General features: G+C 56.1%; 23 protein-coding genes. 6 read left to right on the forward strand and 17 right to left on the reverse strand.

Annotation, left to right across the window (positions count from 1 at the left end; genetic code table 11):
* Window positions 1-88 precede the first annotated feature (88 nt).
* Window positions 89-532, forward strand: coding sequence for a hypothetical protein (locus tag C5Y83_RS05875; RefSeq protein ID WP_105328719.1), 444 nt, complete (start codon window positions 89-91; stop codon window positions 530-532).
* 115 nt (window positions 533-647) lie between these two features.
* Here the strand turns inward: C5Y83_RS05875 and C5Y83_RS05880 are convergent, their stop codons facing one another.
* The 15 genes from C5Y83_RS05880 to C5Y83_RS05950 all read right to left on the reverse strand — a co-directional run bounded on the left by C5Y83_RS05880 (window position 648) and on the right by C5Y83_RS05950 (window position 11,363).
* On the reverse strand, window positions 648-1,202 hold the full coding sequence (locus C5Y83_RS05880; RefSeq protein WP_146117652.1) for a hypothetical protein: 555 nt from the start codon (window positions 1,200-1,202) through the stop codon (window positions 648-650).
* A gap of 3 nt (window positions 1,203-1,205) precedes the next feature.
* Entirely contained in the window at window positions 1,206-1,586 is a 381-nt protein-coding gene (locus C5Y83_RS29080; RefSeq protein WP_146117653.1) for a hypothetical protein, read from the reverse strand.
* A 20-nt stretch (window positions 1,587-1,606) separates the two neighbouring features.
* Complete coding sequence (locus C5Y83_RS05890; protein ID WP_105328722.1) at window positions 1,607-1,975, reverse strand: hypothetical protein; 369 nt, start codon at window positions 1,973-1,975, stop codon at window positions 1,607-1,609.
* A 65-nt stretch (window positions 1,976-2,040) separates the two neighbouring features.
* A complete protein-coding gene (locus C5Y83_RS05895) occupies window positions 2,041-2,943 on the reverse strand; it encodes a phage tail tube protein (RefSeq protein ID WP_105328723.1) in 903 nt (300 codons plus the stop codon).
* Window positions 2,944-2,955: 12 nt separating this feature from the next.
* Window positions 2,956-3,396 carry a hypothetical protein gene (locus tag C5Y83_RS05900; protein WP_105328724.1) on the reverse strand — a complete coding sequence of 147 codons (441 nt, stop codon included), beginning with the start codon at window positions 3,394-3,396 and terminating at the stop codon, window positions 2,956-2,958.
* Window positions 3,397-3,414: 18 nt separating this feature from the next.
* Complete coding sequence (locus C5Y83_RS05905) at window positions 3,415-3,807, reverse strand: hypothetical protein (protein ID WP_105328725.1); 393 nt, start codon at window positions 3,805-3,807, stop codon at window positions 3,415-3,417.
* A complete protein-coding gene (locus C5Y83_RS05910) occupies window positions 3,804-4,394 on the reverse strand; it encodes a hypothetical protein (protein WP_105328726.1) in 591 nt (196 codons plus the stop codon). Before C5Y83_RS05910 ends, C5Y83_RS05905 begins: the two co-directional genes overlap by 4 nt.
* Window positions 4,394-5,143, reverse strand: a complete 750-nt coding sequence (locus tag C5Y83_RS05915) for a hypothetical protein (protein ID WP_105328727.1) — start codon at window positions 5,141-5,143, stop codon at window positions 4,394-4,396. The genes C5Y83_RS05910 and C5Y83_RS05915 overlap by 1 nt, the downstream gene beginning before the upstream one ends.
* Entirely contained in the window at window positions 5,143-5,502 is a 360-nt protein-coding gene (locus tag C5Y83_RS05920) for a hypothetical protein (protein ID WP_105328728.1), read from the reverse strand. The genes C5Y83_RS05915 and C5Y83_RS05920 overlap by 1 nt, the downstream gene beginning before the upstream one ends.
* A 15-nt stretch (window positions 5,503-5,517) precedes the next feature.
* Window positions 5,518-5,760, reverse strand: a complete 243-nt coding sequence (locus C5Y83_RS05925) for a hypothetical protein (protein WP_105328729.1) — start codon at window positions 5,758-5,760, stop codon at window positions 5,518-5,520.
* Window positions 5,761-5,796: 36 nt separating this feature from the next.
* Window positions 5,797-6,006, reverse strand: coding sequence for a hypothetical protein (locus C5Y83_RS05930; RefSeq protein ID WP_105328730.1), 210 nt, complete (start codon window positions 6,004-6,006; stop codon window positions 5,797-5,799).
* Between the two features lie 197 nt (window positions 6,007-6,203).
* Entirely contained in the window at window positions 6,204-7,439 is a 1,236-nt protein-coding gene (locus C5Y83_RS05935) for a hypothetical protein (protein WP_105328731.1), read from the reverse strand.
* Window positions 7,440-7,701: 262 nt separating this feature from the next.
* Window positions 7,702-8,451 carry a hypothetical protein gene (locus tag C5Y83_RS05940; RefSeq protein WP_105328732.1) on the reverse strand — a complete coding sequence of 250 codons (750 nt, stop codon included), beginning with the start codon at window positions 8,449-8,451 and terminating at the stop codon, window positions 7,702-7,704.
* Window positions 8,452-8,592: 141 nt separating this feature from the next.
* Window positions 8,593-9,666, reverse strand: coding sequence for a hypothetical protein (locus C5Y83_RS05945; RefSeq protein ID WP_105328733.1), 1,074 nt, complete (start codon window positions 9,664-9,666; stop codon window positions 8,593-8,595).
* 134 nt (window positions 9,667-9,800) lie between these two features.
* The gene (locus C5Y83_RS05950) at window positions 9,801-11,363 is read right to left on the reverse strand and encodes a phage portal protein (protein WP_105328734.1); all 1,563 of its coding nucleotides are present in this window, start codon (window positions 11,361-11,363) and stop codon (window positions 9,801-9,803) included.
* Between the two features lie 479 nt (window positions 11,364-11,842).
* On the opposite strand from C5Y83_RS05950, the gene C5Y83_RS05955 reads away from it, so the two are divergent.
* The 4 genes from C5Y83_RS05955 (at window position 11,843) to C5Y83_RS05970 (ending at window position 15,420) form a co-directional block, all read left to right on the forward strand.
* Complete coding sequence (locus tag C5Y83_RS05955; RefSeq protein WP_105328735.1) at window positions 11,843-12,601, forward strand: hypothetical protein; 759 nt, start codon at window positions 11,843-11,845, stop codon at window positions 12,599-12,601.
* 227 nt (window positions 12,602-12,828) lie between these two features.
* Window positions 12,829-13,665 carry a hypothetical protein gene (locus C5Y83_RS05960; protein ID WP_105328736.1) on the forward strand — a complete coding sequence of 279 codons (837 nt, stop codon included), beginning with the start codon at window positions 12,829-12,831 and terminating at the stop codon, window positions 13,663-13,665.
* A gap of 152 nt (window positions 13,666-13,817) precedes the next feature.
* Complete coding sequence (locus C5Y83_RS05965; RefSeq protein ID WP_233207147.1) at window positions 13,818-14,810, forward strand: glycosyltransferase family 2 protein; 993 nt, start codon at window positions 13,818-13,820, stop codon at window positions 14,808-14,810.
* A 127-nt stretch (window positions 14,811-14,937) separates the two neighbouring features.
* Window positions 14,938-15,420: a hypothetical protein gene (locus C5Y83_RS05970; RefSeq protein ID WP_105328738.1), complete on the forward strand. Its 483-nt coding sequence runs from the start codon at window positions 14,938-14,940 to the stop codon at window positions 15,418-15,420.
* Between the two features lie 19 nt (window positions 15,421-15,439).
* Here C5Y83_RS05970 and C5Y83_RS05975 read toward each other — a convergent pair whose 3' ends face one another.
* Window positions 15,440-16,255 carry a hypothetical protein gene (locus tag C5Y83_RS05975; RefSeq protein ID WP_146117654.1) on the reverse strand — a complete coding sequence of 272 codons (816 nt, stop codon included), beginning with the start codon at window positions 16,253-16,255 and terminating at the stop codon, window positions 15,440-15,442.
* Between the two features lie 277 nt (window positions 16,256-16,532).
* Here C5Y83_RS05975 and C5Y83_RS05980 point away from each other — a divergent pair, with 277 nt between their 5' ends.
* Complete coding sequence (locus tag C5Y83_RS05980) at window positions 16,533-17,831, forward strand: HEAT repeat domain-containing protein (RefSeq protein WP_158262249.1); 1,299 nt, start codon at window positions 16,533-16,535, stop codon at window positions 17,829-17,831.
* Between the two features lie 30 nt (window positions 17,832-17,861).
* Here C5Y83_RS05980 and C5Y83_RS05985 read toward each other — a convergent pair whose 3' ends face one another.
* On the reverse strand, window positions 17,862-18,497 hold the full coding sequence (locus tag C5Y83_RS05985) for a hypothetical protein (protein WP_146117655.1): 636 nt from the start codon (window positions 18,495-18,497) through the stop codon (window positions 17,862-17,864).
* Between the last annotated feature and the right edge of the window lie 9 nt (window positions 18,498-18,506).

The following is an 18,506-nucleotide window of genomic DNA, read 5'->3' on the forward strand; positions in this document are numbered from 1 at the left end:
GAGTTGCCATATTGGTAGATAAATGACATGCTGATTGGATCTCCCAATTGTTAGCTTGCACTACTCTCTTCGCAGACTTCTTAAAGACATGGTTGTCGCAACTCGATTTCATGTTCGCATCACTGATCGCAAGTCAGGCGAGATTCGGCACGAGGATCTGAATGCGGAATCCGCCGAGGAAGTATTCGCTCATTTCGACGCGCGACAGTTTGATGTGGCAATTGTGCGTCAGGAACCGTACGACGAAGCGAAGATCCAACAAGAGGAAGCCGAGAAACACTTTCCGGGCAATCTGCGTCGCTGGATCACCGATCCCAAGCGTGCACGCGATGCAAAGAGGTTCGGTATCGCGGTGCTGTATGTTGTTTGTTTGTACTCCGCCGTCGCGTTTGTGGTATTCTCAAGACCTCTTTTGCAGATCAACTTTCCGGTTAGCTACACGGTGGGGCTGATCGTTTTGATCGGTTGTGTTGCGAATATTGTGCTGTATCAAATTGCGAAGTATCTGCGCGATGACCAACCGGACGAATAGGGTCCATGATCTTCTCCTGGAAGGGTGACGGAATGGTGAATCTGTGTCGTCATGCTGCGACGATAGACCCTCTCCACTCGGGTGCGAGGGAACCCGATGGGGATGCGTTGGCGGGTTAACCGCCGACGGTGGTGCCTGGGCCAGCCAGGTGGGCGCGGCGGGTTGGTTGCTGGTTGATCTGCTCAGCGACGCGTTCCAGTAGTTGTTGTTCGCGCTGATCGAGCTGGGTGACCAGATAGTCCCCGGTACGCTGGGCGAGTTCCTCGATGTTGTCTTCAATTTCGATTTTCAACTCGCGCTCGACGCGGACCGTCGCTTCGATCTGCTGTTGCAGCGTCGATGACAGATCAGGCATCGCTGGAAGGCTGGCTTCAGGGAATGCGATGCTTGCAGAGCCACCCGTTTGCTGTGCGATTTGGGCGAGTGAGGCGGCTGCCTGGGCGGGACGGGGCGAAGGCGAACGACGATCGGACGTGGAATCGGCTGCGGAATCCATTCGAGCGATCTCTTGCGCCGAAAATGACTGTTCCGTGTCTGGCTCGGATGGTTTCGGTACGAGTCGATGGATGGCATGATGCCGCGCTTGTTCCATCTGCATAGGCCCGGCCGAGGAGAGTTCCCCTTGGCGGGCTAGGTCGAGGGCACTTTGTGGGAGTTGTTCCACGTTCATGGGTTACCTGGCATTGGGTACGATACGGGGATGGTGTCGGGCCGAGTCGATCGCGGCATGCAACTGGTCGAGTTCCGCGAAATTGCGGGCCAGCAGTGTGTCTTGTTTGAGGTGATCAGGAATCGCCCGGCCGAATGTGGCCTGGGCACGCTGCCACAAGTGATAGGTTTGTTCGTTCTTACGGCTCAACTTCCAAAGCTCTGCTTGCTGTGGGCTTTGCTTGGGGCAGGAAGCACACGGCGTCGGTATACCGGCGGGGCGTCGCTGTGGAACTGGAATCCGCTGAGGACCGATGCGAACCGTCTCGCGCTGACCTGTCTGCAGGTTGAAAATCCACCGGGCACAGTCGACGCAGCTGATCGCGGCAACGGCAGGGTGCAGCACCAACAGGGCTACACCCTCGATCAGTTTTTTGCGTCGGCGATCTCGTCGTAGGTTTCTACCGCTTGTCCGGATGGAAGTGGATCGGAGGCTTCATGCCCGGCGACAATCAGGTAGATGCGATCGAGCAGTTTCGGACGCAGTCGCCGGACATTGGCCGGCTTGAGTTCACGCGGCAAGCTCCAGGAGAGAACCTGCTGACAAATTGCCGCCGCCAAAACCTGGGTTGCTTCGCCAGTGGCCGCAGCTTTCAGTAACTCGCTCACGCGTTGCCGCTGCTCGTAAAGCATGGGGCGAAATTGAAACGTGACTGCACCATGCAGACCTTCGATAGGAAGGATGTGCCCGGTTTGGGTGTAACCGTCGTCGATGAAGTAAAGTGTGTTCGTCACAGGAATGCCGTTTCGGTGAGTATGGAGTTGTTAGTTTTCTGTGGCTGGGGAGAGGCGACCGAAGGTTATGCGGAGTTGGTGTTGGTAAATTGGATCATGGGCAAGTTGTTTGCCGTGTCAGCGAACGCTGCGAGAGTGACATCAGGGCGGAGAGATTGCTTGCCGCGGATGTCGACTGGGGTCTCGTGCTTCTGTAAGCGACCGAAATCGATCGCGAGACTATCGGTGCCGTTGTTGTATCGGAGCTGTGCGGCGCTGACGCCGCTGGGGGCGATGTCGCGCAGTTTGCCGTGGAAACTGGCATCGTGATGCGTATTGAAGGCCAGTGTGATTTGCGGTTCTCCGAGAGGCAGACGGGTTCGTGTTTGGCTGTTGTTGTAGTGGTCGGTTTCCAGCTGATTGTCGATTGTCAGAACCAAATCGTTCAGTTCGAACTCGGTGCTGTCGAACGTCCAGGTCGCTTGATGATGGACATACGGTAGCTTCGCGGAAAGTGTGCTGGTAATGCTGGGGAAGGTACCGGCCGCGGCGATGTTGTCTTTGGTGGTTCCCTCTAGCTGCAGTTCCAGCGTCAATGGTTGCCCCTGACTACTGCGGAAGATCGCGCGGGCAACTCGCAGGCCGCGATATGTTTCGACATACACCTGCTTGTCGATCGTGGCCACTAAATCGGGCAAGCTTTCGGCCATCGCGAACAGATCGGCATCTTCGGCTGCCCCCAGGATGTATGGCAGCAGAAAGTCGAGATCGTCCGGACGCGGGACCAGCATGACGCTGCCGCTTACCGCATAAGTGCCCGGCTGCGTGGTGTCGCCGCTTGGAGCACGTTGGCCGCGAATCCCTTGCGAACGGACAAGTTGCTGGCGTTTGTTTAGCGAGCATGATTGAAACTCGAACTGTCGTGTCGCCAGATTCGTGGCGTGTTGAGGGCCCAGTCCAAACTGGGTGGCGTAGCCCATGGTTACCATCGGTTGTGTTCCTTATTCCAAGACCCAACAGCGAATGATGAGGGTCGAGACGTCGTATTGCTTCGTCCAAGCGGCCGGCATAATGGCGTCGGTCGGTTCAACCGTACAGCGATAACAGCCGCTTGCGACAAGGGGAGATTGATGATGGAAGTGCTTGCGTACGGCCTCGCGCCAAGTTAGCAGGCTGGGAAGCTGCGATTTACCCAGCCGCGAATTTGCTTTTTGCAGCATGGTGAGTGAGAAGCCGTATCCAACGTCGCTTGAGCGATTCGTCCCGGCAGGGCCCTCCTCCTCTGGCATGGGGCAAAGCAACGCCCCGCTGGTAAGTTGGTTGTCACTGACATTGGCGGGAAATTGTTGTTGGCGGATGGTGTCGTCGGTCAGGCCGTCGAGCTCGAGTCCGACGATCTCGGCTTGGACAGCATCCCACAAGGTTTCAAATGTGGCGGTCATGATTGTCCTAATAGGCTGTTAAATATCGCGGCGACAGAGACAGCGCCATTGGGTTTCAAAGTGTTCCTGCCACAGCGCTTCAATGGTCCAGACGCTTCCGTCGGTCCAAGTCAGCTTTCCGTTTCCTTTCAGGGAAACGCCCGCCAACGTGGCGTCCCAGACGATGAACGTGGCGTAGTCGGACTGAGCCGCGTACGACTCGATGCGATGGAGTTCGCTTTGGCGGGGAAGGCATTTGCGTGCTTTCGCGGTGGCAACCGAGCTCTGCGAGTCTTGGTACGTGACTTCGCCAATATCGGGAAAGCTTTGCCAGGTGTTCTGGTACATGGCATACTGCGAGGCGAACGATGCCACGGGGCACGCGCTGGCGGAAGACACGCCAAAGTAGTTGCCGAAGTAACTGGCCATCATGAAACGTCCTTGCTGGTCACTGTGCGATTGCCGCTGCTATCGACGGTAGATTGCAGGCGTGTCTTGGTTCCGGCGGGATTGGCGAAGTTGGTGCCGTTGCCGGTCGAGTTTCCGGCGAACAAGGCCAATGCGACACGAAAGAGTTGTCGTACCGTCCAGTCCGATTCAACTCCGTTGTTCAAATCCAAGAGTGCGGTGGCGAGAGCATTGACAGCAACCGTATTAGGAGCGTCGATCAGGTCGACTTGGGCGGAACTGCCAAGGGCGAACAAGCTGTCGTAGACCGCTTCTTCGAGGACAACAAACTTTGCTCGAACGGGCAATGCGCCAGCAACGATAACGCTGACGGTCAATTCGCCGACCGTGGCCGTATCGACTTCGTCAAATGTGACGGCGTATTCGCCGTTGATGCGATGAATCGCGCCGCCACTTGATTTTGTGAATGGTGAGCCGCCGTTGGCGACGAGGTAAATATCGGTGTTCGCAATCGATAACTCCGTTTCGGGCGATCGACCGTCGGTATCGTCCAGAAACGGACCCAGGACGCGTGTTTGCGAGGATGTCGCTTGTCGAAGGTAGCTGTGCATTAGCGGGCTCCCATCATTTGCAAATGATGATGCAGGAAAGGAAAAGGGACTCCGCTTGTGGGCGGTGCGTTGTTGTAAAGCTGCGTGAGATAGTTGCTGAGATCGGTTCTTTCCGGCTCGCTAAGTGCCCGCGTGTAAAGCAGAACATCGTAGATATCGCATCGCAGCAGGCGTGTGTCCCCTTGATAGCGGCCTGCGAGTGTTAGTCCGGCCAAGGGGGATTCACCCGGACTGGAGCCTTCGGCGACTTCGACGGCATCGATTCGGTTGATCGAGTCGTCCCCGGCGAAAACGGCAATCTCGGTGAAGCGTTGTCCAGGCGTGTAGTCCACCGGCGAGCGAGGTCCGCCGTTGACGTACAAACCAATTCGATCGTCGGCGAGCACCCATAGAATCGCGCGGGCACTCGATGCCCCATCGATCAGAAAATCGTTGGTACTGGAATTGGGAATGTTGGCGACAATGACGAGGGTCAGCGGGGAAGCGATTGCCGAGCTGAACATGGTTTGCAAATAGTCGTCGACGCCATCGAAGTGAGCATACGGCCAGCCGACCTGATCTTGCATGAGAAGCGGCTTCTTCGAGGTATTGCTTTGCGTTACGGGATCGGAACCGATGCCATCGGGAAGGCAACCAATGGGATCATTAAGTTCCGCCACAATGGTTGCCGCCGCATCTTGAAAGGCAGTCGCAGCTGGCTGGTAGCGATGCGCTAACCCGTCGATATCGGAAGGGTGCGTGATCGGCATTACGGTTCCTCTCCGGCAACCGTGGTTAAGCCAACCGCGGCTAATGTGTCTCGCCAGGTCCAGACTTGGCCTGGAAGCCCCTGGGCCGTGTTCGTGTCGATTAACTCTCCAGTGGCTGCTTCGAGACGCCACCAGCGAACCGAAAGTAAGACAGGCTGCGCGTCGAACATCGCTTGGGCCATGACCGCCTCGGATGCGGTGCTACAACCAAAGTGTGTGGCAGGTTCCAGGCCGTTGGGCGAGAGAGGGACGCCAAACGTATTGCTTCCGTCGTCTGGATCGATCTGGGCGGCAAGTTGATTGGCGGCTGCTTGTTCGGCCGCACTCACAACAACGATATGTCGATAAGGCCAAGGCATGACAGTTAGCTCCTTTTACGTAAGGCGTCCCTGCGAGATCGACTCGCGCGGACCTTCCATGCGGGCCAAGAGCGAGTCGATTTCGTTCAGTTCGGCGTACAGGCTTTGACGAAGGCCGACATGATCGATGTGATCGCCGGTGCCAGAGGTGTTGGGGAGACCGCCTGGCGAGGTTACGGCCATCTCGGCCAGTTGCTGCAAGACGGCATCGCGGCGGGTAAGTAGGTCATTAACCACTTGGGTGGTCGATTTAGTCATGGGGATGACGAGTTGTTTGAGGAATGGACAATTCAGTTACACAGAAGTCGCGACGGCGTTGTACGCTTCGGTACGCTGGGCAACGCCGGCGGCCTGATACGCAAGGCGAACCGCGTCTGCCTCATCGACAGCCTCGACGGGGATGTCCAGATCGGGCTCGCCCCGTTTGGTCACGGTGACGATGAAGTCGCGAAGGCCGGGCTTTGCTGGATGGTTGGATTCAAGTTCCGTAGGTTGCTTGGTCATGGGTCGGTGTTCTCTCGTGGGACGTGTTCGATGGGAAAGGTGTGAAAGGGAAGAAGCATGAAGTAATCAGTGCTCTCGCCATTCCTGTCCCCTCTCCCCGCAGGGGCGAGGCGACAGGATTTGTTGGAATAGGTGAGGGTAGGATCGAATCACATAGTTTCTGAAACTGAACACTGAAAACTTCAAACTAACTGCAGCTACGTGGCGGTATTCTTCTGCACGCAGCGTGGCTCGACGACGGCGACTTGGCCCATCTCGCTGCTTTTCGCTTTGAAGGCGATATCGCGTTCGAAGTCGTCGTCGTTACCTGCGGGTGCGGTGACAGACTCGGGGGCCCAATTTTGCATATAGGCGAATGCCTTTTTGAAATCGCCGTAGTACCAACTGGTGCTGGAAGACGTGCGGCGTTTGACGTATTGGTTGCTGAGCGGGGCTGGCAAACCGCGGTATGGATTGGCGTAGGCTGTGCTGCCTGCGTGACCGATGTCGGTAACGCCCTGCGTGTTGCGGCGAATCTCGGTGGCGTTCAAGATCGATAAGGCCGTTTGATACAACGCACCAGGGACGACCATTTGTTTCTCGCCGACGATGATTGGTTCGCCCGTGTCGGGGTCGGTCATGTCTTCGAACAGCATGTCCGCCTTTTCGAGCGAACTGAAGTCTTCCAGCGGATTGACCTGCAGGTTGTTCCAGTCGTGGTCGCCGCTGTTGTTGCCGTAGGTGGGCTGAACGCCGCGACCTTTGCGGTGGTAGCGATCGACCAAGCCTAGCACGGTGTCGAGCACCCGCTTCTCCCAGTTGATGGCCAGCCACTCTGAACCCTTGTCGGCCATTCGCATTACTTCGCCCGTCTTGTCGAACAAGATTGCCTCTTTGGTCACTTCGACGATGAAGCCCCGCTTTTCGGTCTCTTGGGTTTCGATCCAGTCTTCGTTGAGCGTGACGCGTGGATAGCTTTCGCCTTCGTCGACCTTCCTGACGCCGTCCCCCAGTTGGCCAACGCCTGGCATGCGTTCCCACTTATCGCCGGTGGGGACAATGCTCACCAGGTGGCGCGCGATCAGCTGCGGTTTGTTGAAGTGATCGATCAATTTCTTGACCATGAAGGTCTGATTGATGTTGGCGAAGGCGCTGGTGTTGATGCTTTCGCGAACCAGGTTCACCCCTTGCGGGCGGCCAGCGCGGCTATCTTCCCAGCTCTGCACAATTTCGCGGCCATCGGCGACCGTGGCATAGAACGCGCGGCGAATCGAGTAATCGGACTCGGTGACTTCACCGCGCAGGATCGCCTTACACATATTGGTTTCGGCGACGTTGATTACGTGCGACTCGTGCACGCCTTGCCGGCGAGCCTCCTTCCGCCGATCTCGCTGTGCCGCAGCGAATTCCCGGCCGTAAGCTTGCCAGTTCCAGAGTCCTAAATGTGAGATCATCTTGATTAGTTCCTTGAAAGTCCTCGTGATGTGTTCTGTGATCGTGGTCGAGGACGAGAGTGAATTGTTCGGTCGTGTGTGTTCGGTTTGCGAGGAGATAGGAAGCAATCCGAGGTTCCGTTTCTTCCTGTCCCCGCACCCTAACCCTCTCCCCACAGGGGCAAGGGAACAGGATTTGGTGGGGAGTGGGAAAGTAGATGTGGCCTCGGTGAGGTTTTGCACTGAAAACTGCAGACTTACAAATTGCAGCGACATTGCTGTGTTACCCGCCCAAAGCAATCGCGAACCCAAACGCATTGACATCAATTGAAACGGCAGCGGCGGCTGCGTCTCCCTTCTTAAGTCCGATCAGGCCTTTCATCTCGGTGGCGTTGGTCAGATCGAACTGCGGAGCGAAGTACTCGCGGAAGAAGCTGTCCGGACGGCGGATCAGTTCTCCGTTGATACGGAAGGTCACCTGGCCGTAACCGGTGGCACCGACGGTAGGTTGGTATTCGATTTCAAATGTGGTTTCGCTGCCATCGACGGGGATTTCGGTGTCGAGTGTCTGCTGGGTCGGGCCGTAGCTGACTTCGCATTGCCAGGTAACGCCGCCGTCGACTTTGTAGATGCACGCACCCCAGTAATCAGCCGGTGGGCCGGCACCGTTATCGGCCAGGAAGGTGTTCTCGGTCGGAGCATTCATCAAGCCGATCGCCATGACGTTGTCGGTGTCGCTGGCCGTTGGCGTCCACTTCAGTTGCGAACGAAGTGAGAATGCATGTGTGGCATCGAACTTGAATATCTCGCCCTGCGTGGCCAGGAAAACTCCGTCGTTGTTGCCAGGATCGGTGTTGCCTGTGGTAAGACGCCCGTAGCCACCGCCGGCAGCGTCAGCAATCGAGAGACCTGCATTCGTATCGAGCCCAGTAACGGAAAGCTCGCTAGGAACGCCCAGAAAGTGCGTGAAGTACTCGGCCGCGACTTTCCAGTGTTGGCTGAGCGTGTTAGAAGGTGTGGTAAATGTGGGCATGGTTGAAGCCTTGTTTTAGTGAAGTGTTCCGTTGTCAATGTGTCGCGAGAGTCGTGGTGGGAAGTGTGAGCGTTGGTTTGGACTGAGCGTGATCTTGCGAAGAAAGCTGAACACACTGAAGACTTCCAACTCGCGTCAGCCCTACATCCGCATGCGGGCCAGGAAGGTCTGGTCGTCTTGAGCCGCCTCGTAAGTTGCGACGTCCTCTCCTTCCGCTTTCGCGATCGCGTGATGCGAGCTTTCCAGCACTGTGCCGATATCGTCGCCGTCGAGGTAGGCGTTCATGGCGTCACGGTTGGGAAGCTGACGGAGTGTGCGAGTTAGACGCGAGTTGGGTTCGATGCCGTGTGCTTTCAAGACTGATTCGATGACTTGATCGCGGGCACCTGCCAGTTCCGTTTCGGCCGCCAGAGCACGGGCTTGCCACGATTCGTGCGTGCTTCCCCCGGTTGGCATGCTTGAACCGAGGAGCGTCAGTTGGGTTTGGACTAAATCCGAAATGCGCGTGAGCGTCGTTTCTTCGTCGAGGGAAGTGTCGTCGAGAATAGCCAGAATCAGCTGACGGGTTGCCTGTTTCAGGGACGGTTCGTCGGTCTCGGACGTTTCAATCGGCGTGGAGAGAAGAGGATCGTTATCACGTTCCATGGCTTCCAACACGGTGAACTTGCCGGCATATTGGCCAATCGGCAGACTTTCGATCAGCCGTTTATAGGGGTAACGAGTTGAGATCAAGGAAGAATGCTCCTGTTCAAAAATACCGTTATTGGTTGCCGGTCGGGTGACGATATCGACACTATTCACCGCGACGATTCGCGTAACGCGCTGCCCATCGTCTTGAGTGATCGCTTCGATTTCGGCATCGTGTGACAAACCGAAGTTCCTGGCAAAACGCTGGGCGCGCTCAACAATCGCGGCCGCTTGAGGGTGGCTTTTTAGATAGTACAAGTCGGCGAAGAGCTCACCTGATTGCACGCGGACGTTCTGCAGATTGCCGAAGTGGACATCGATTTCTCGCTCGTCCCCCGGCAGTAAACCATGATTCAGGTAAACCGGTACGCTGTCGTACAGGGGCGCGGCTTTCTCGAGCACATCGGCCGGATAGTGGCGACCATTCTTCGAGCGGTTGCCACAGACCTTTACGCCGCGAATGATGCCTGCTTCCAGGTCGACTTGCAAAGCGGCGGTTTGCTCGAATGCTTCCGTAATCTTGGACATAAGAATTGGTTCTTTCAGTAAGTTGATCAGGCAACCCGTAGGTCAGGCTGCGCCTGACGCAAAGCACGTGTGAGGTAGTGAGGGAAACAGTCAGGGCCATGTCAGGCACAGCCAGACCTACGGGAAGGAGTGAGTTACGGTTGATCGAGCGGGACCTGCTTCTCCCGTTCTTCGGTCGGATCCCAGTCGTACTTGGTGGCCAGGCTGTGGGCGGAAACAATGCCCATCTCATGCAGCTGGGCATCGACACGGAAATCGTCCGCACGGTTGCGTACCGCTGGGCTTGATCCAGTGACGATCACGTTGAGGCACTGCGTCAGATCGTTCCAGTTCATGCCGTAGCGGCGGAGGTTTAGACGCCCGCACTCGAACTGCATACGAATCACGCTCCACAACATGCGCTCGTACGCTTTGGTGAGACGCTCTTGCTCTGCCTCGATCTTGCGAACAAACGGTGAACTGCTTTCGAGAATCGACGCGTAGTTGTTGTTCGAGGCGTCGCCGCTGATCATGTGTTCTGGCAAGTTCCAGCGAACGCCAGCGGCTCGCAGCCCGGCACTAAGTACTCGCACAAAGTTCGCGGCCTGGGCTCCGGCCATGGGGCCGGCTTGAAACTTTTTACCCTTCGTATCGATCACCGTTCCGGCGGACCAATCGCTGATCCGTTCGGCTTGATAGCGGCCGTCGCTACGAACATGCAAATGGGGACTGTCGGCGGCACGAACGAGGTTGCCGCCCAGGTTCGCCGCATCGCCGATCCCTAAGCTGCCACTCCCCTGCACTGCTTCGATGATCATGGCAATCGAGGCTTGAATGCCGGCCCCTTTCATCATGCGTCGCAGCAGTTCGGTGGCGCCAACGAGGTCGTTTTGCACTGGGTAGAAGTCGCTCAAGCCGCGCTTCACATGTCGTGGCGTGTTCGCTTTCAAATGCATCACCCGCCGAGGCGAATAAAACCTCCAGCTGTGCGCGTCGCCGTTCCATTGGATGAAGTAGCCGTAGACCTGCGTGGCATCTGCGGCGTCGGTAGCAACGCCGTAGCGCCACTTCAGCTGCGAAGCGGAACCGAGGCGACGTTCCAAATAGTCGGTGTCGGCCGGCTCGGTTAACCAGGCAGGTTCGGCCCGGCGGACGCGCACCTGATGGCCTTGTTGTTCCAAGGCGAGAATCACTTCACCGTCGATATGCTCGGCGTCGCATAGCTCTTGCTCGAAATCGAGCTCCCACCGATTGTCGGCTAAGAAGCGATCGATAATGCGTTGCACTTGCTGCACCAGGCCGCGGGGGGCATCGTGTCCGCGGCGGGCGGTGGCGGCGTAGTCGAAGCCGGTATGAATGATGTAGTTGCGAAGATTGCCGAGGATCCCTTGCCCGAACGCTGATTGAGCAAGGTAGCGAGCGATGCCACGAATCACTGCCAGGTCCCATTCGGTCTGGAAAATAGGGCGATAGTCGCCGCTGGCGCGATCGCTCGCCACATCGGGCATGACGGGCGATCCCTGGTGGAACGGCACGTCGACTACGGAGGTGCGTCCTAAGGTTGGTTCGCGCCACGACTCGCTGACTCGGCGATTCGTGGCCGCTTGTTTCTGTTCAATCCAATCGAGCTCTTGTCGCAAATAGTGCGACTCAATCTGAGCCCGCAACTCGCGGCATTCGCGGATAGGATCTAGCTGGTTCTTGGCTGTCGTTTTCATGGACGCCAAAGATGCCAGCGAAGCGCTTCAAACTTAAAGCGTCTCTGACGCATTTTTTTAAGAGCGTGATCGCAACCCATTACAGGCAGCAGGCTTGGGGCGACAAGATTTATTTTCTTAAGTTTACATTCGCCCTACGAGCGAATCGGCGGTGTTCGATTTTGGGTGTTTAGCAATCGTGACGTTCGAGACTTGAGGCCGCTTACGGAGCGCCTCCGGTCCCCTCGCCCCTGTGAGGAGAGGGCTAGGGTGAGAGACGATACCAGGGTGCGCGGTCCATTTGTTTACCGCTTGATCGCATTGCTAGTGCGCCAATTCGCGCCATGCTACGCTAACGCTTATTGATGTGTGCGCCCGTTATCCAACATGGCAATGGGACGATTTGCCACGAATCCGGGGCTTCCGTTGCTCGCCCCTATTAGATTGCTGTCGCAGACTTCAATAGTCATCCCCAATAATGTGTTAGAAGGAGCCCAGTTGTGGAACAGCGAAGTGAACGGAAGCCGGCGCGGGTCGTCTTCGGTCTGTTGCTGGGTGGGATGCTGCTGCTGATCATGGTGCTTGTTGCGTGGCGTGCTCACCACGTTCGGTTTTTCCTCGCACACGGTTGGGAAACGTACCAGGTTGTTTCGGTCGAACCGTTGACGAAAGATACGAAGCGACCGGCGAGTTGGAAGTCGCTGACCTTCGATGAGATCCGTTTCTCGGTGCCGACCGATGGTGGTATCGAAATGCGGACCCACCCCTCGCCCATCGGTGAACGGGACTGCCCACAAATCGAACTTGGGTCCGGTCGGAAGCTTACTGTACTGTACGGCAATATTCAGTCGTCCGACGTAGAATCGTCGGTCGACTACTTTCGATCCCTGCCCCCTGGCATCCCGCCAAGCCGTGCGAAGTTAGTTGCCGACGTATACGCGGCTTCGCCAGAATCGTTTCATTGGATGATGCCGGGGGATCGCTTGGCAGAACTCGATTTTATGCTCTCGCAAAAACAAACTGTATGCATGTCGAACACCGAGGCCGTGATGATTCGTCAGGAAGACCAGTGGGACGGATTGTTGACCATATTCGGCAACTACGCTTCATTTGCCTGGGAATCGCACGACTTCCGACAAGGAGGATCGCTCTTATTTGAGACGCCCCCAGGTACCGATGTCGAATGGATCAAGCAGATTTGTGAAACGGTGCAGATTGACTTGTCGCGGCAAGAATCAACGAATCTGCCGTCCGAATAAAACTTCGTGCTGCGTACTGAACGTTGGCTAGACGAGTGCTCGAACGGTAGCTTCCTCATGTTTGTTCAAAATCGATGCGGAGCACCGCTAATCGAGGGTTTGTCGGGGATTAGCACGCGATTCTTTGTTGAATCGACAATAATGCCAGTTTAGAGTGCATTCAGCTTGGACTGCGAGAACGTCAACTGTTAGGACGTGAGATCCCTTCGAGCAAAAGGAGTTGCCTGATGATGCCCGCTTCCTCCTGGACGAAGACCAAATGGGCAGCATGCGTGATTGGCTTGGTGATCTTCGCATCTGCGATGACTTTATTGTTATGGAAGGCCGATCATCTGCGATTTGTCATACTATTTACTTTTTATGATGATCGCATAGCGAGGTTGTATGATTTGACACCTCCGACTGATTTTCCAGATGGTTGGAAACAACTCAGCGTTTCGTCGGTTTCCGTCATGCTGCCGAATAGTCGATCGGTTACCAAACACTGCCCTGATGATCCTTGGATGCAGGCCTGGGCCGTTGAATTCGATGGTTGTCGAGCGATCGACATCGTTACTACGGATGGTGACGCGACGGCAATCGACGAGATGAGCCAATTACTAAAGGTGTCGCCTAAAGAATTGCCAAACAGAGTCTTAGCTTTGAAAGCCGAGGCATTTAGAACGACGGTTGACGAGTTTCGTTGGGACATGTCGCGAAAAGAGCTAGATCTGTTGGAGTTTAAGCTGCTCCATAAAAATGTGAGACTCGGATATGATAACGAGACAGAATTCTATTTTTATGAAACGCCATTATTCGATGGTTTTCTCTTTTACGGTAGCGAATACCCCCGATTCGTATGGATTTCCCATGATCTCCACTATCAAGGACAAATCTATTTCTACGAATTCCCTAAGTCCGACATTGAGACGGTATTGAGCATATGTGGATCCTTGCAGATAAACGCGTCCGATTCAGCTAATGAGACGAGCCTGGTTGGCGATTTTAGAACTGTTAAAGTCGATGCCCTTAACGACAGCAAGATCCGCGATGAACCTGGTGAGATACGCGTCGACCTCCACTAAATTGCCAGTGGCAAGATATTTCTTAGGGCATTAAGCAGGTCCGGATAAAGTCGCTGGGTACCCTATTCCGATTATCGGAACTGGGGCACTATCTATCCGCAAGATCTACTACCCAAACCCCAGTCAGTAGAATGGATTCGCACGTGCAAGAGATGCCAGCATTCGCTTTGATTTCCGTCGTCGTTCCGTTACCGGATGATCGAGGGCACTTGCTGGAATGCTTGCAAGGCTTCACGCAGCAGCAGATTGATGTTCCTTTCGAGGTGATTGTGCCGACGTCGGAACGTTCACCTGAATCGCTGGCTTCGCTGTTTGAACAGTTTCCGTCGGTACGCTGGGTTCATCGGCCTGGGCTGCGTGTGAACGGACTGTACAACGCGGGTGCGGAAGAAGCACGGGGCAAGTACCTCTACATCACCGAGTCGCACTGTGTGCCGCAGCCTGATTGCTTGCAGCAGATCTTCGATTACGTACGCCAAAATCAACTGCCGGTAGCCTGCAGTGCTAGCGATGGACTGCCTGGCAATCACATTGCCGCTGGCGAGCAGCGGATCTTCGAGGAAGACTTTGTGCGCTGGATGGGAGCTCGTAAGTGTAAGGTCGCGATTCGGGGTACACTGATCGAGCGAGCGTTATGGGAGAAAGCTGGTGGCTTCCAGGCAGAGTATGGCCACTTCTCGGAAATGATGATTGGTCGGAAGCTCGAATCGCTGGGAGCACGTGTGGGTTGCGCGGAGCGTTCGGTCGTTTCGCATGGCAATCAGGAATGCTTGAAAGAGCTCGCCGCCGAGCTGATCGAGTACGGCGAAGACGAATGTCGCTGCAGCCATCTCGGAGCAGCGGACGAACAGCCGGCCGCTAGTTGGGAATGGCGACAAAGAGAAAAGTTCCTCAATCGCTTCGGCCGTTTGAAACGAGAGCAGTTCCGGGAATGGACGCGCCAACAGATCCGCGCCGCAGCGATTAACCTGTTTCCCATGTCCGCCGATCGCCGCTTTCAATACTTCGTGCACTTCTGGCACGGCGCCATTCGCCAAGGCCGCTTGAAGTACATTGCCGCGCTGAAACGGGACGCGATTGCCTCAACGCATAGCGCCGCTGGGCCGACGATCAAAACGGTAACTGCTACGCGTCAAGCTGCTTAGTTTGAACTTCCTGCCGTCAAATCGTTTACCCGAAACTTGACTCTGGTGCGCCGTCTCACTTAATGTTAGATGAAATGTCTAGTATTTGAAGTGGGATCGCCGTTCGCCTTTCGCACGCCAGGGGGTAATGATGGTTCGGGCAAGCTTTTTCGTAACAGGCGTTTTACTGATTGCCTTCAGCGGATGCTCTTGTTCCCCTACGCCACCTCCGTTAACGACCGGCCCAGCTTCCAATGCAGGCCAGCTATTTGATTTGATCCAACGCGAAGACATTGAAGGTGCCAGCCAGCTCATCCTGGAAGACCCGACCGTCTTCTCCGCGAGTGACGCTCCTGAGGTGTTCCAATACTCAGAAGACGAATTCGCAGCCCTCTCGCATACCTACCGAACGGAATTGATGAGCAAGGTGTTGATCGTTGTTGGCCAAGTGAAAACGGTCGTACGAGGAATGATCGAGAAAGCAGATCAGTTGCAAGCGGACGGCCATGACGAGGAAGCCGAGAAGTACCGAGAAGCGGTCCGAGATTTTGGACACGCGCTGAACTCAGACGAACACCTCCTGGTCTTCCGCCAGATGGGAACCGCATTTGAACAGGTGGGTAAGCAGTGAGAGGCGCCGGAACGGACGTTTAGTCGCCCTGACTCGCGACACGCTTTTCTTTATCACCGCTCCGAAGCCAGCGCCAGCCAACATAGGTGAGCGCAGCTTGGCCGAGGCCCATCCAGGTCATCAGGCCGGCAATCGCCAGAGCGACAAAGTTTACCCAGCTGGCGACCGTTTTCTTTTGATGGTCGATGACGGTTTCGATTTTCTCGAGGTGGTTGTCGATGGATGCGATATGCTTGTCGACCATCGTCAGCGTCGCAATCACCCGCGCAGTAAGTCGCAGGATTTGCTTCTTCTGTTCAGTCGGATCGTCCTCTTTTTCCGAGAGGCGTTCCCCCAGGTTTCTGGCCGCGGAGATCCCAGTGTCGAGTTGTAATTGAATCTGCTTCGTGTCTTCCAGCAGCGCCATGACTGGCTCGACATCGATTGGCAGACCGAGCGATTCCGTGGCATCGAGGGCCTGGCCGATCATCTCGGTCGATGTTTCGACCGTGGCCGCCCATTGTTCGATCTTGTCGAGCTCGCCCAAAAACAAGTCGACATGTTGCTGAACGCCTAAGCGGGAAACGGCCAGTTCTTCGGCATGTTCGGCGGTCCATTTCTTAACCTGATCTTCGATAGTGGTCGAAGTGATTTTGATTGCTTCGACCCGCTGCTCGGCACGTTCGACATGCAGACGCACGTCCCCCACGGCCGTGTGTGCGGCGTCAAACAATTTGCCGGTCGCATGCGTCACCCGCTGGTTCACGGTCCCAATAACCACGATCGCAGCGATACAGGCGATCGTGCCCACAGTTCCCAGAACCAAGGCCAGCACCGACATAACAATTCTGAGCATGAAACTTTCCTAACAATTGCCAGCTTGCCCATGGCCCCCAAATGCAGGCGAGGCTGGGTAATTTCAGGGTACACGCCAAGCATCGATCTGGGAATGACCGGCGGTCGTTTGTCTGAACTTCGATACGTCAAGTTCACAAAAAGGTTCCTCATTCTGGGGAGCACCGCTAGAATGCGGCCAGCAGTCCCCCGCGCTGAGGAACCGATTCATGCACGCTACGTACCGAAATTACGCAAGGGCTTCGTCACGTTGGTCTCAATCGCTCAGGATAGGGACGTTGGGAGTTTTCCTGACGCTCGCAACATCGGCGGTTGCTCAAGATCACGATCCGTCGACGGAAGTCTTGATCGCGACACTGGAAGGAAGAGACGCGCAAGCCGCCATTGAAGCGGCGGCACAACTGGGGGACCGTCCAGAAGAAGCCGAGCAAGTGGTGCCAGCACTCATTGCTGCATTAATGTGGCAGGCCGATCCTTTCGGATCCCAACCACGCAGCGCTGTCTCGCAAGAGGTTGCTCAAGCGGCGCTGGCTGCCCTGCACAAGATCGGAAAGCCAGCGATTGCTCAGCTGAAAACAACCCTGGACCAAACCGAAAGTGATGAGCTCCGTGTCGAAGTTCTTTTGGCACTGCGTGGCATTCCACAGCCAGGACCAGGTGCCGAGGCTGCTCTGGTTCGGGCGATGCGTCACGCGAACGCCGATACGCGGTACCACGCGATGGAAACGTTAATGAGCGTGGCTCAGCGACCAAGCAAGTACGCGATCGTCCTCACACGACAGCTTTACGACAGTGATGCAGAAAATCGCAACACGGCAATCCGCTATCTGGGCGAAATGGGACCGGCCGGTCAGCAGGCAGTTCCTCACATGATCGAGATGTTGCAAGATGCCCCCAGGCGTAGGCAACGCTCCAATTATCTTGCCCTCTGCCAGGCATTATGTGAAATGGGAGAAGCCGCCCGGCCAGCAATTGCGGTGTTGAAGGAGAAGATGAAAGACTCCGACCCTCGAATTCAAACCTCAGCAGCGCTGACCATCGCACGGATCGATCCGAGCGATCTGATGCCGATCGCCAAGCTCAGCAGTATGGCTCGGGACGTCGCGGATAATAAAGAAGGCGCGTATTGGGCAATCCGGACGTTGGGGGAAATCGGGCCTGAGGCCAAGGTAGCGATGCCGCTGTTGAAGGAATTGGCCGCCAGCTGGTCCATTCCGATTCGGACGAGCGCGATTCGCGCGGTGGTGCAAATCGACCCTGACGACGCCTTGCCGTTGTTGATCGAACTTCAAGACGACCGCCAGCACGAAATCCGCGAGGCGGTGTTGCGCGCCATGCGAACGTATTCACCCAACGTGCCCGAGGTGGCCAATGCCGTGGTCGAGGCACTCGACCAGCCGTTTACGCAGATCGAGTTGATCGCTCTGGAGAACCTGCGCCACTGGGGCCCTGAGGCCAAGCATCTGGCCACGGAAGTGCGTCAGCGGCTAGAAGCGGAAACCAACGTACATCGGCGAAAGGCGTTGGCGGAGGTGCTGTCGAAACTCGAGCAGATCCCGCCAGCTGAATTGGAATAACGAAGCGGCAGTTAGCGTGTTTGGTCTTCGTTAAACCACCTTGCCATCTTTATGCCGTTTTTCCCATTCGGGCCAACCGTAGGCGCCGTCGTGGTCTTCGACACCCATAATGCAGTTCTCGGCCAGCGGCAAATCGGCGAATAGCTTCGCCTTGCGGGCCTGGATCAAAAGATTCTTCAGCATCTCGCCGATCGCTTCGGACAAGCCTTCGTCGTCTTGAGTGACTCGCTGCTTGGAGCCATCTGGCAGCACCAGATCAATGGGCTCTGGCGTGTCGTCGTCGTACAACATCTCGATGGCTTCCTGCCATTCTGGGAATTCGAGCCAGTTGTCTTCGATGAACGCGTTCCACTCGCCGTCCGGCGAAGCATCGGGGCGGGTATCAAATACCAGCGCAACCCAGCCGGCCTGGTCGGCTTGATAGCCGAAGGTGATCAGCGAGATCGGATCTTCATCGTCGCCCGGGCCAGCATTGATGTACTCGGGATACTCGTCGATTCGCTCTTGTAGATAGTTGTAGATCGTTTCGGCATCCGCCTGAAGATCGATGATCATCGTTGTCCCTTTGAAACGTACGGCTCCATCTCGCCGTTTCCACGCTGCTGGTTGTTGTAAGAGGTATGCCGACAGGTAACCGTCCAATTGCAAAAGAATCGGGTCAGGCATGGTCAGCAA

The sequence above is a fragment of the Blastopirellula marina genome (genome assembly GCF_002967765.1).
Classification (GTDB): domain Bacteria; phylum Planctomycetota; class Planctomycetia; order Pirellulales; family Pirellulaceae; genus Bremerella; species Bremerella marina_A.

Bases quoted from the DNA above. Each gene is read 5' to 3' on its own strand.
- C5Y83_RS05875 (WP_105328719.1), top strand. From the start codon at position 89: ATGGTTGTCGCAACTCGATTTCATGTTCGCATCACTGATCGCAAGTCA.
- C5Y83_RS05880 (WP_146117652.1), bottom strand. From the start codon at position 1,202: ATGAACGTGGAACAACTCCCACAAAGTGCCCTCGACCTAGCCCGCCAA.
- C5Y83_RS05895 (WP_105328723.1), bottom strand. From the start codon at position 2,943: ATGGTAACCATGGGCTACGCCACCCAGTTTGGACTGGGCCCTCAACAC.
- C5Y83_RS05900 (WP_105328724.1), bottom strand. From the start codon at position 3,396: ATGACCGCCACATTTGAAACCTTGTGGGATGCTGTCCAAGCCGAGATC.
- C5Y83_RS05905 (WP_105328725.1), bottom strand. From the start codon at position 3,807: ATGATGGCCAGTTACTTCGGCAACTACTTTGGCGTGTCTTCCGCCAGC.
- C5Y83_RS05910 (WP_105328726.1), bottom strand. From the start codon at position 4,394: ATGCACAGCTACCTTCGACAAGCGACATCCTCGCAAACACGCGTCCTG.
- C5Y83_RS05915 (WP_105328727.1), bottom strand. From the start codon at position 5,143: ATGCCGATCACGCACCCTTCCGATATCGACGGGTTAGCGCATCGCTAC.
- C5Y83_RS05920 (WP_105328728.1), bottom strand. From the start codon at position 5,502: ATGCCTTGGCCTTATCGACATATCGTTGTTGTGAGTGCGGCCGAACAA.
- C5Y83_RS05925 (WP_105328729.1), bottom strand. From the start codon at position 5,760: ATGACTAAATCGACCACCCAAGTGGTTAATGACCTACTTACCCGCCGC.
- C5Y83_RS05930 (WP_105328730.1), bottom strand. From the start codon at position 6,006: ATGACCAAGCAACCTACGGAACTTGAATCCAACCATCCAGCAAAGCCC.
- C5Y83_RS05935 (WP_105328731.1), bottom strand. From the start codon at position 7,439: ATGATCTCACATTTAGGACTCTGGAACTGGCAAGCTTACGGCCGGGAA.
- C5Y83_RS05940 (WP_105328732.1), bottom strand. From the start codon at position 8,451: ATGCCCACATTTACCACACCTTCTAACACGCTCAGCCAACACTGGAAA.
- C5Y83_RS05945 (WP_105328733.1), bottom strand. From the start codon at position 9,666: ATGTCCAAGATTACGGAAGCATTCGAGCAAACCGCCGCTTTGCAAGTC.
- C5Y83_RS05950 (WP_105328734.1), bottom strand. From the start codon at position 11,363: ATGAAAACGACAGCCAAGAACCAGCTAGATCCTATCCGCGAATGCCGC.
- C5Y83_RS05960 (WP_105328736.1), top strand. From the start codon at position 12,829: ATGATGCCCGCTTCCTCCTGGACGAAGACCAAATGGGCAGCATGCGTG.
- C5Y83_RS05965 (WP_233207147.1), top strand. From the start codon at position 13,818: ATGCCAGCATTCGCTTTGATTTCCGTCGTCGTTCCGTTACCGGATGAT.
- C5Y83_RS05970 (WP_105328738.1), top strand. From the start codon at position 14,938: ATGATGGTTCGGGCAAGCTTTTTCGTAACAGGCGTTTTACTGATTGCC.
- C5Y83_RS05975 (WP_146117654.1), bottom strand. From the start codon at position 16,255: ATGCTCAGAATTGTTATGTCGGTGCTGGCCTTGGTTCTGGGAACTGTG.
- C5Y83_RS05985 (WP_146117655.1), bottom strand. From the start codon at position 18,497: ATGCCTGACCCGATTCTTTTGCAATTGGACGGTTACCTGTCGGCATAC.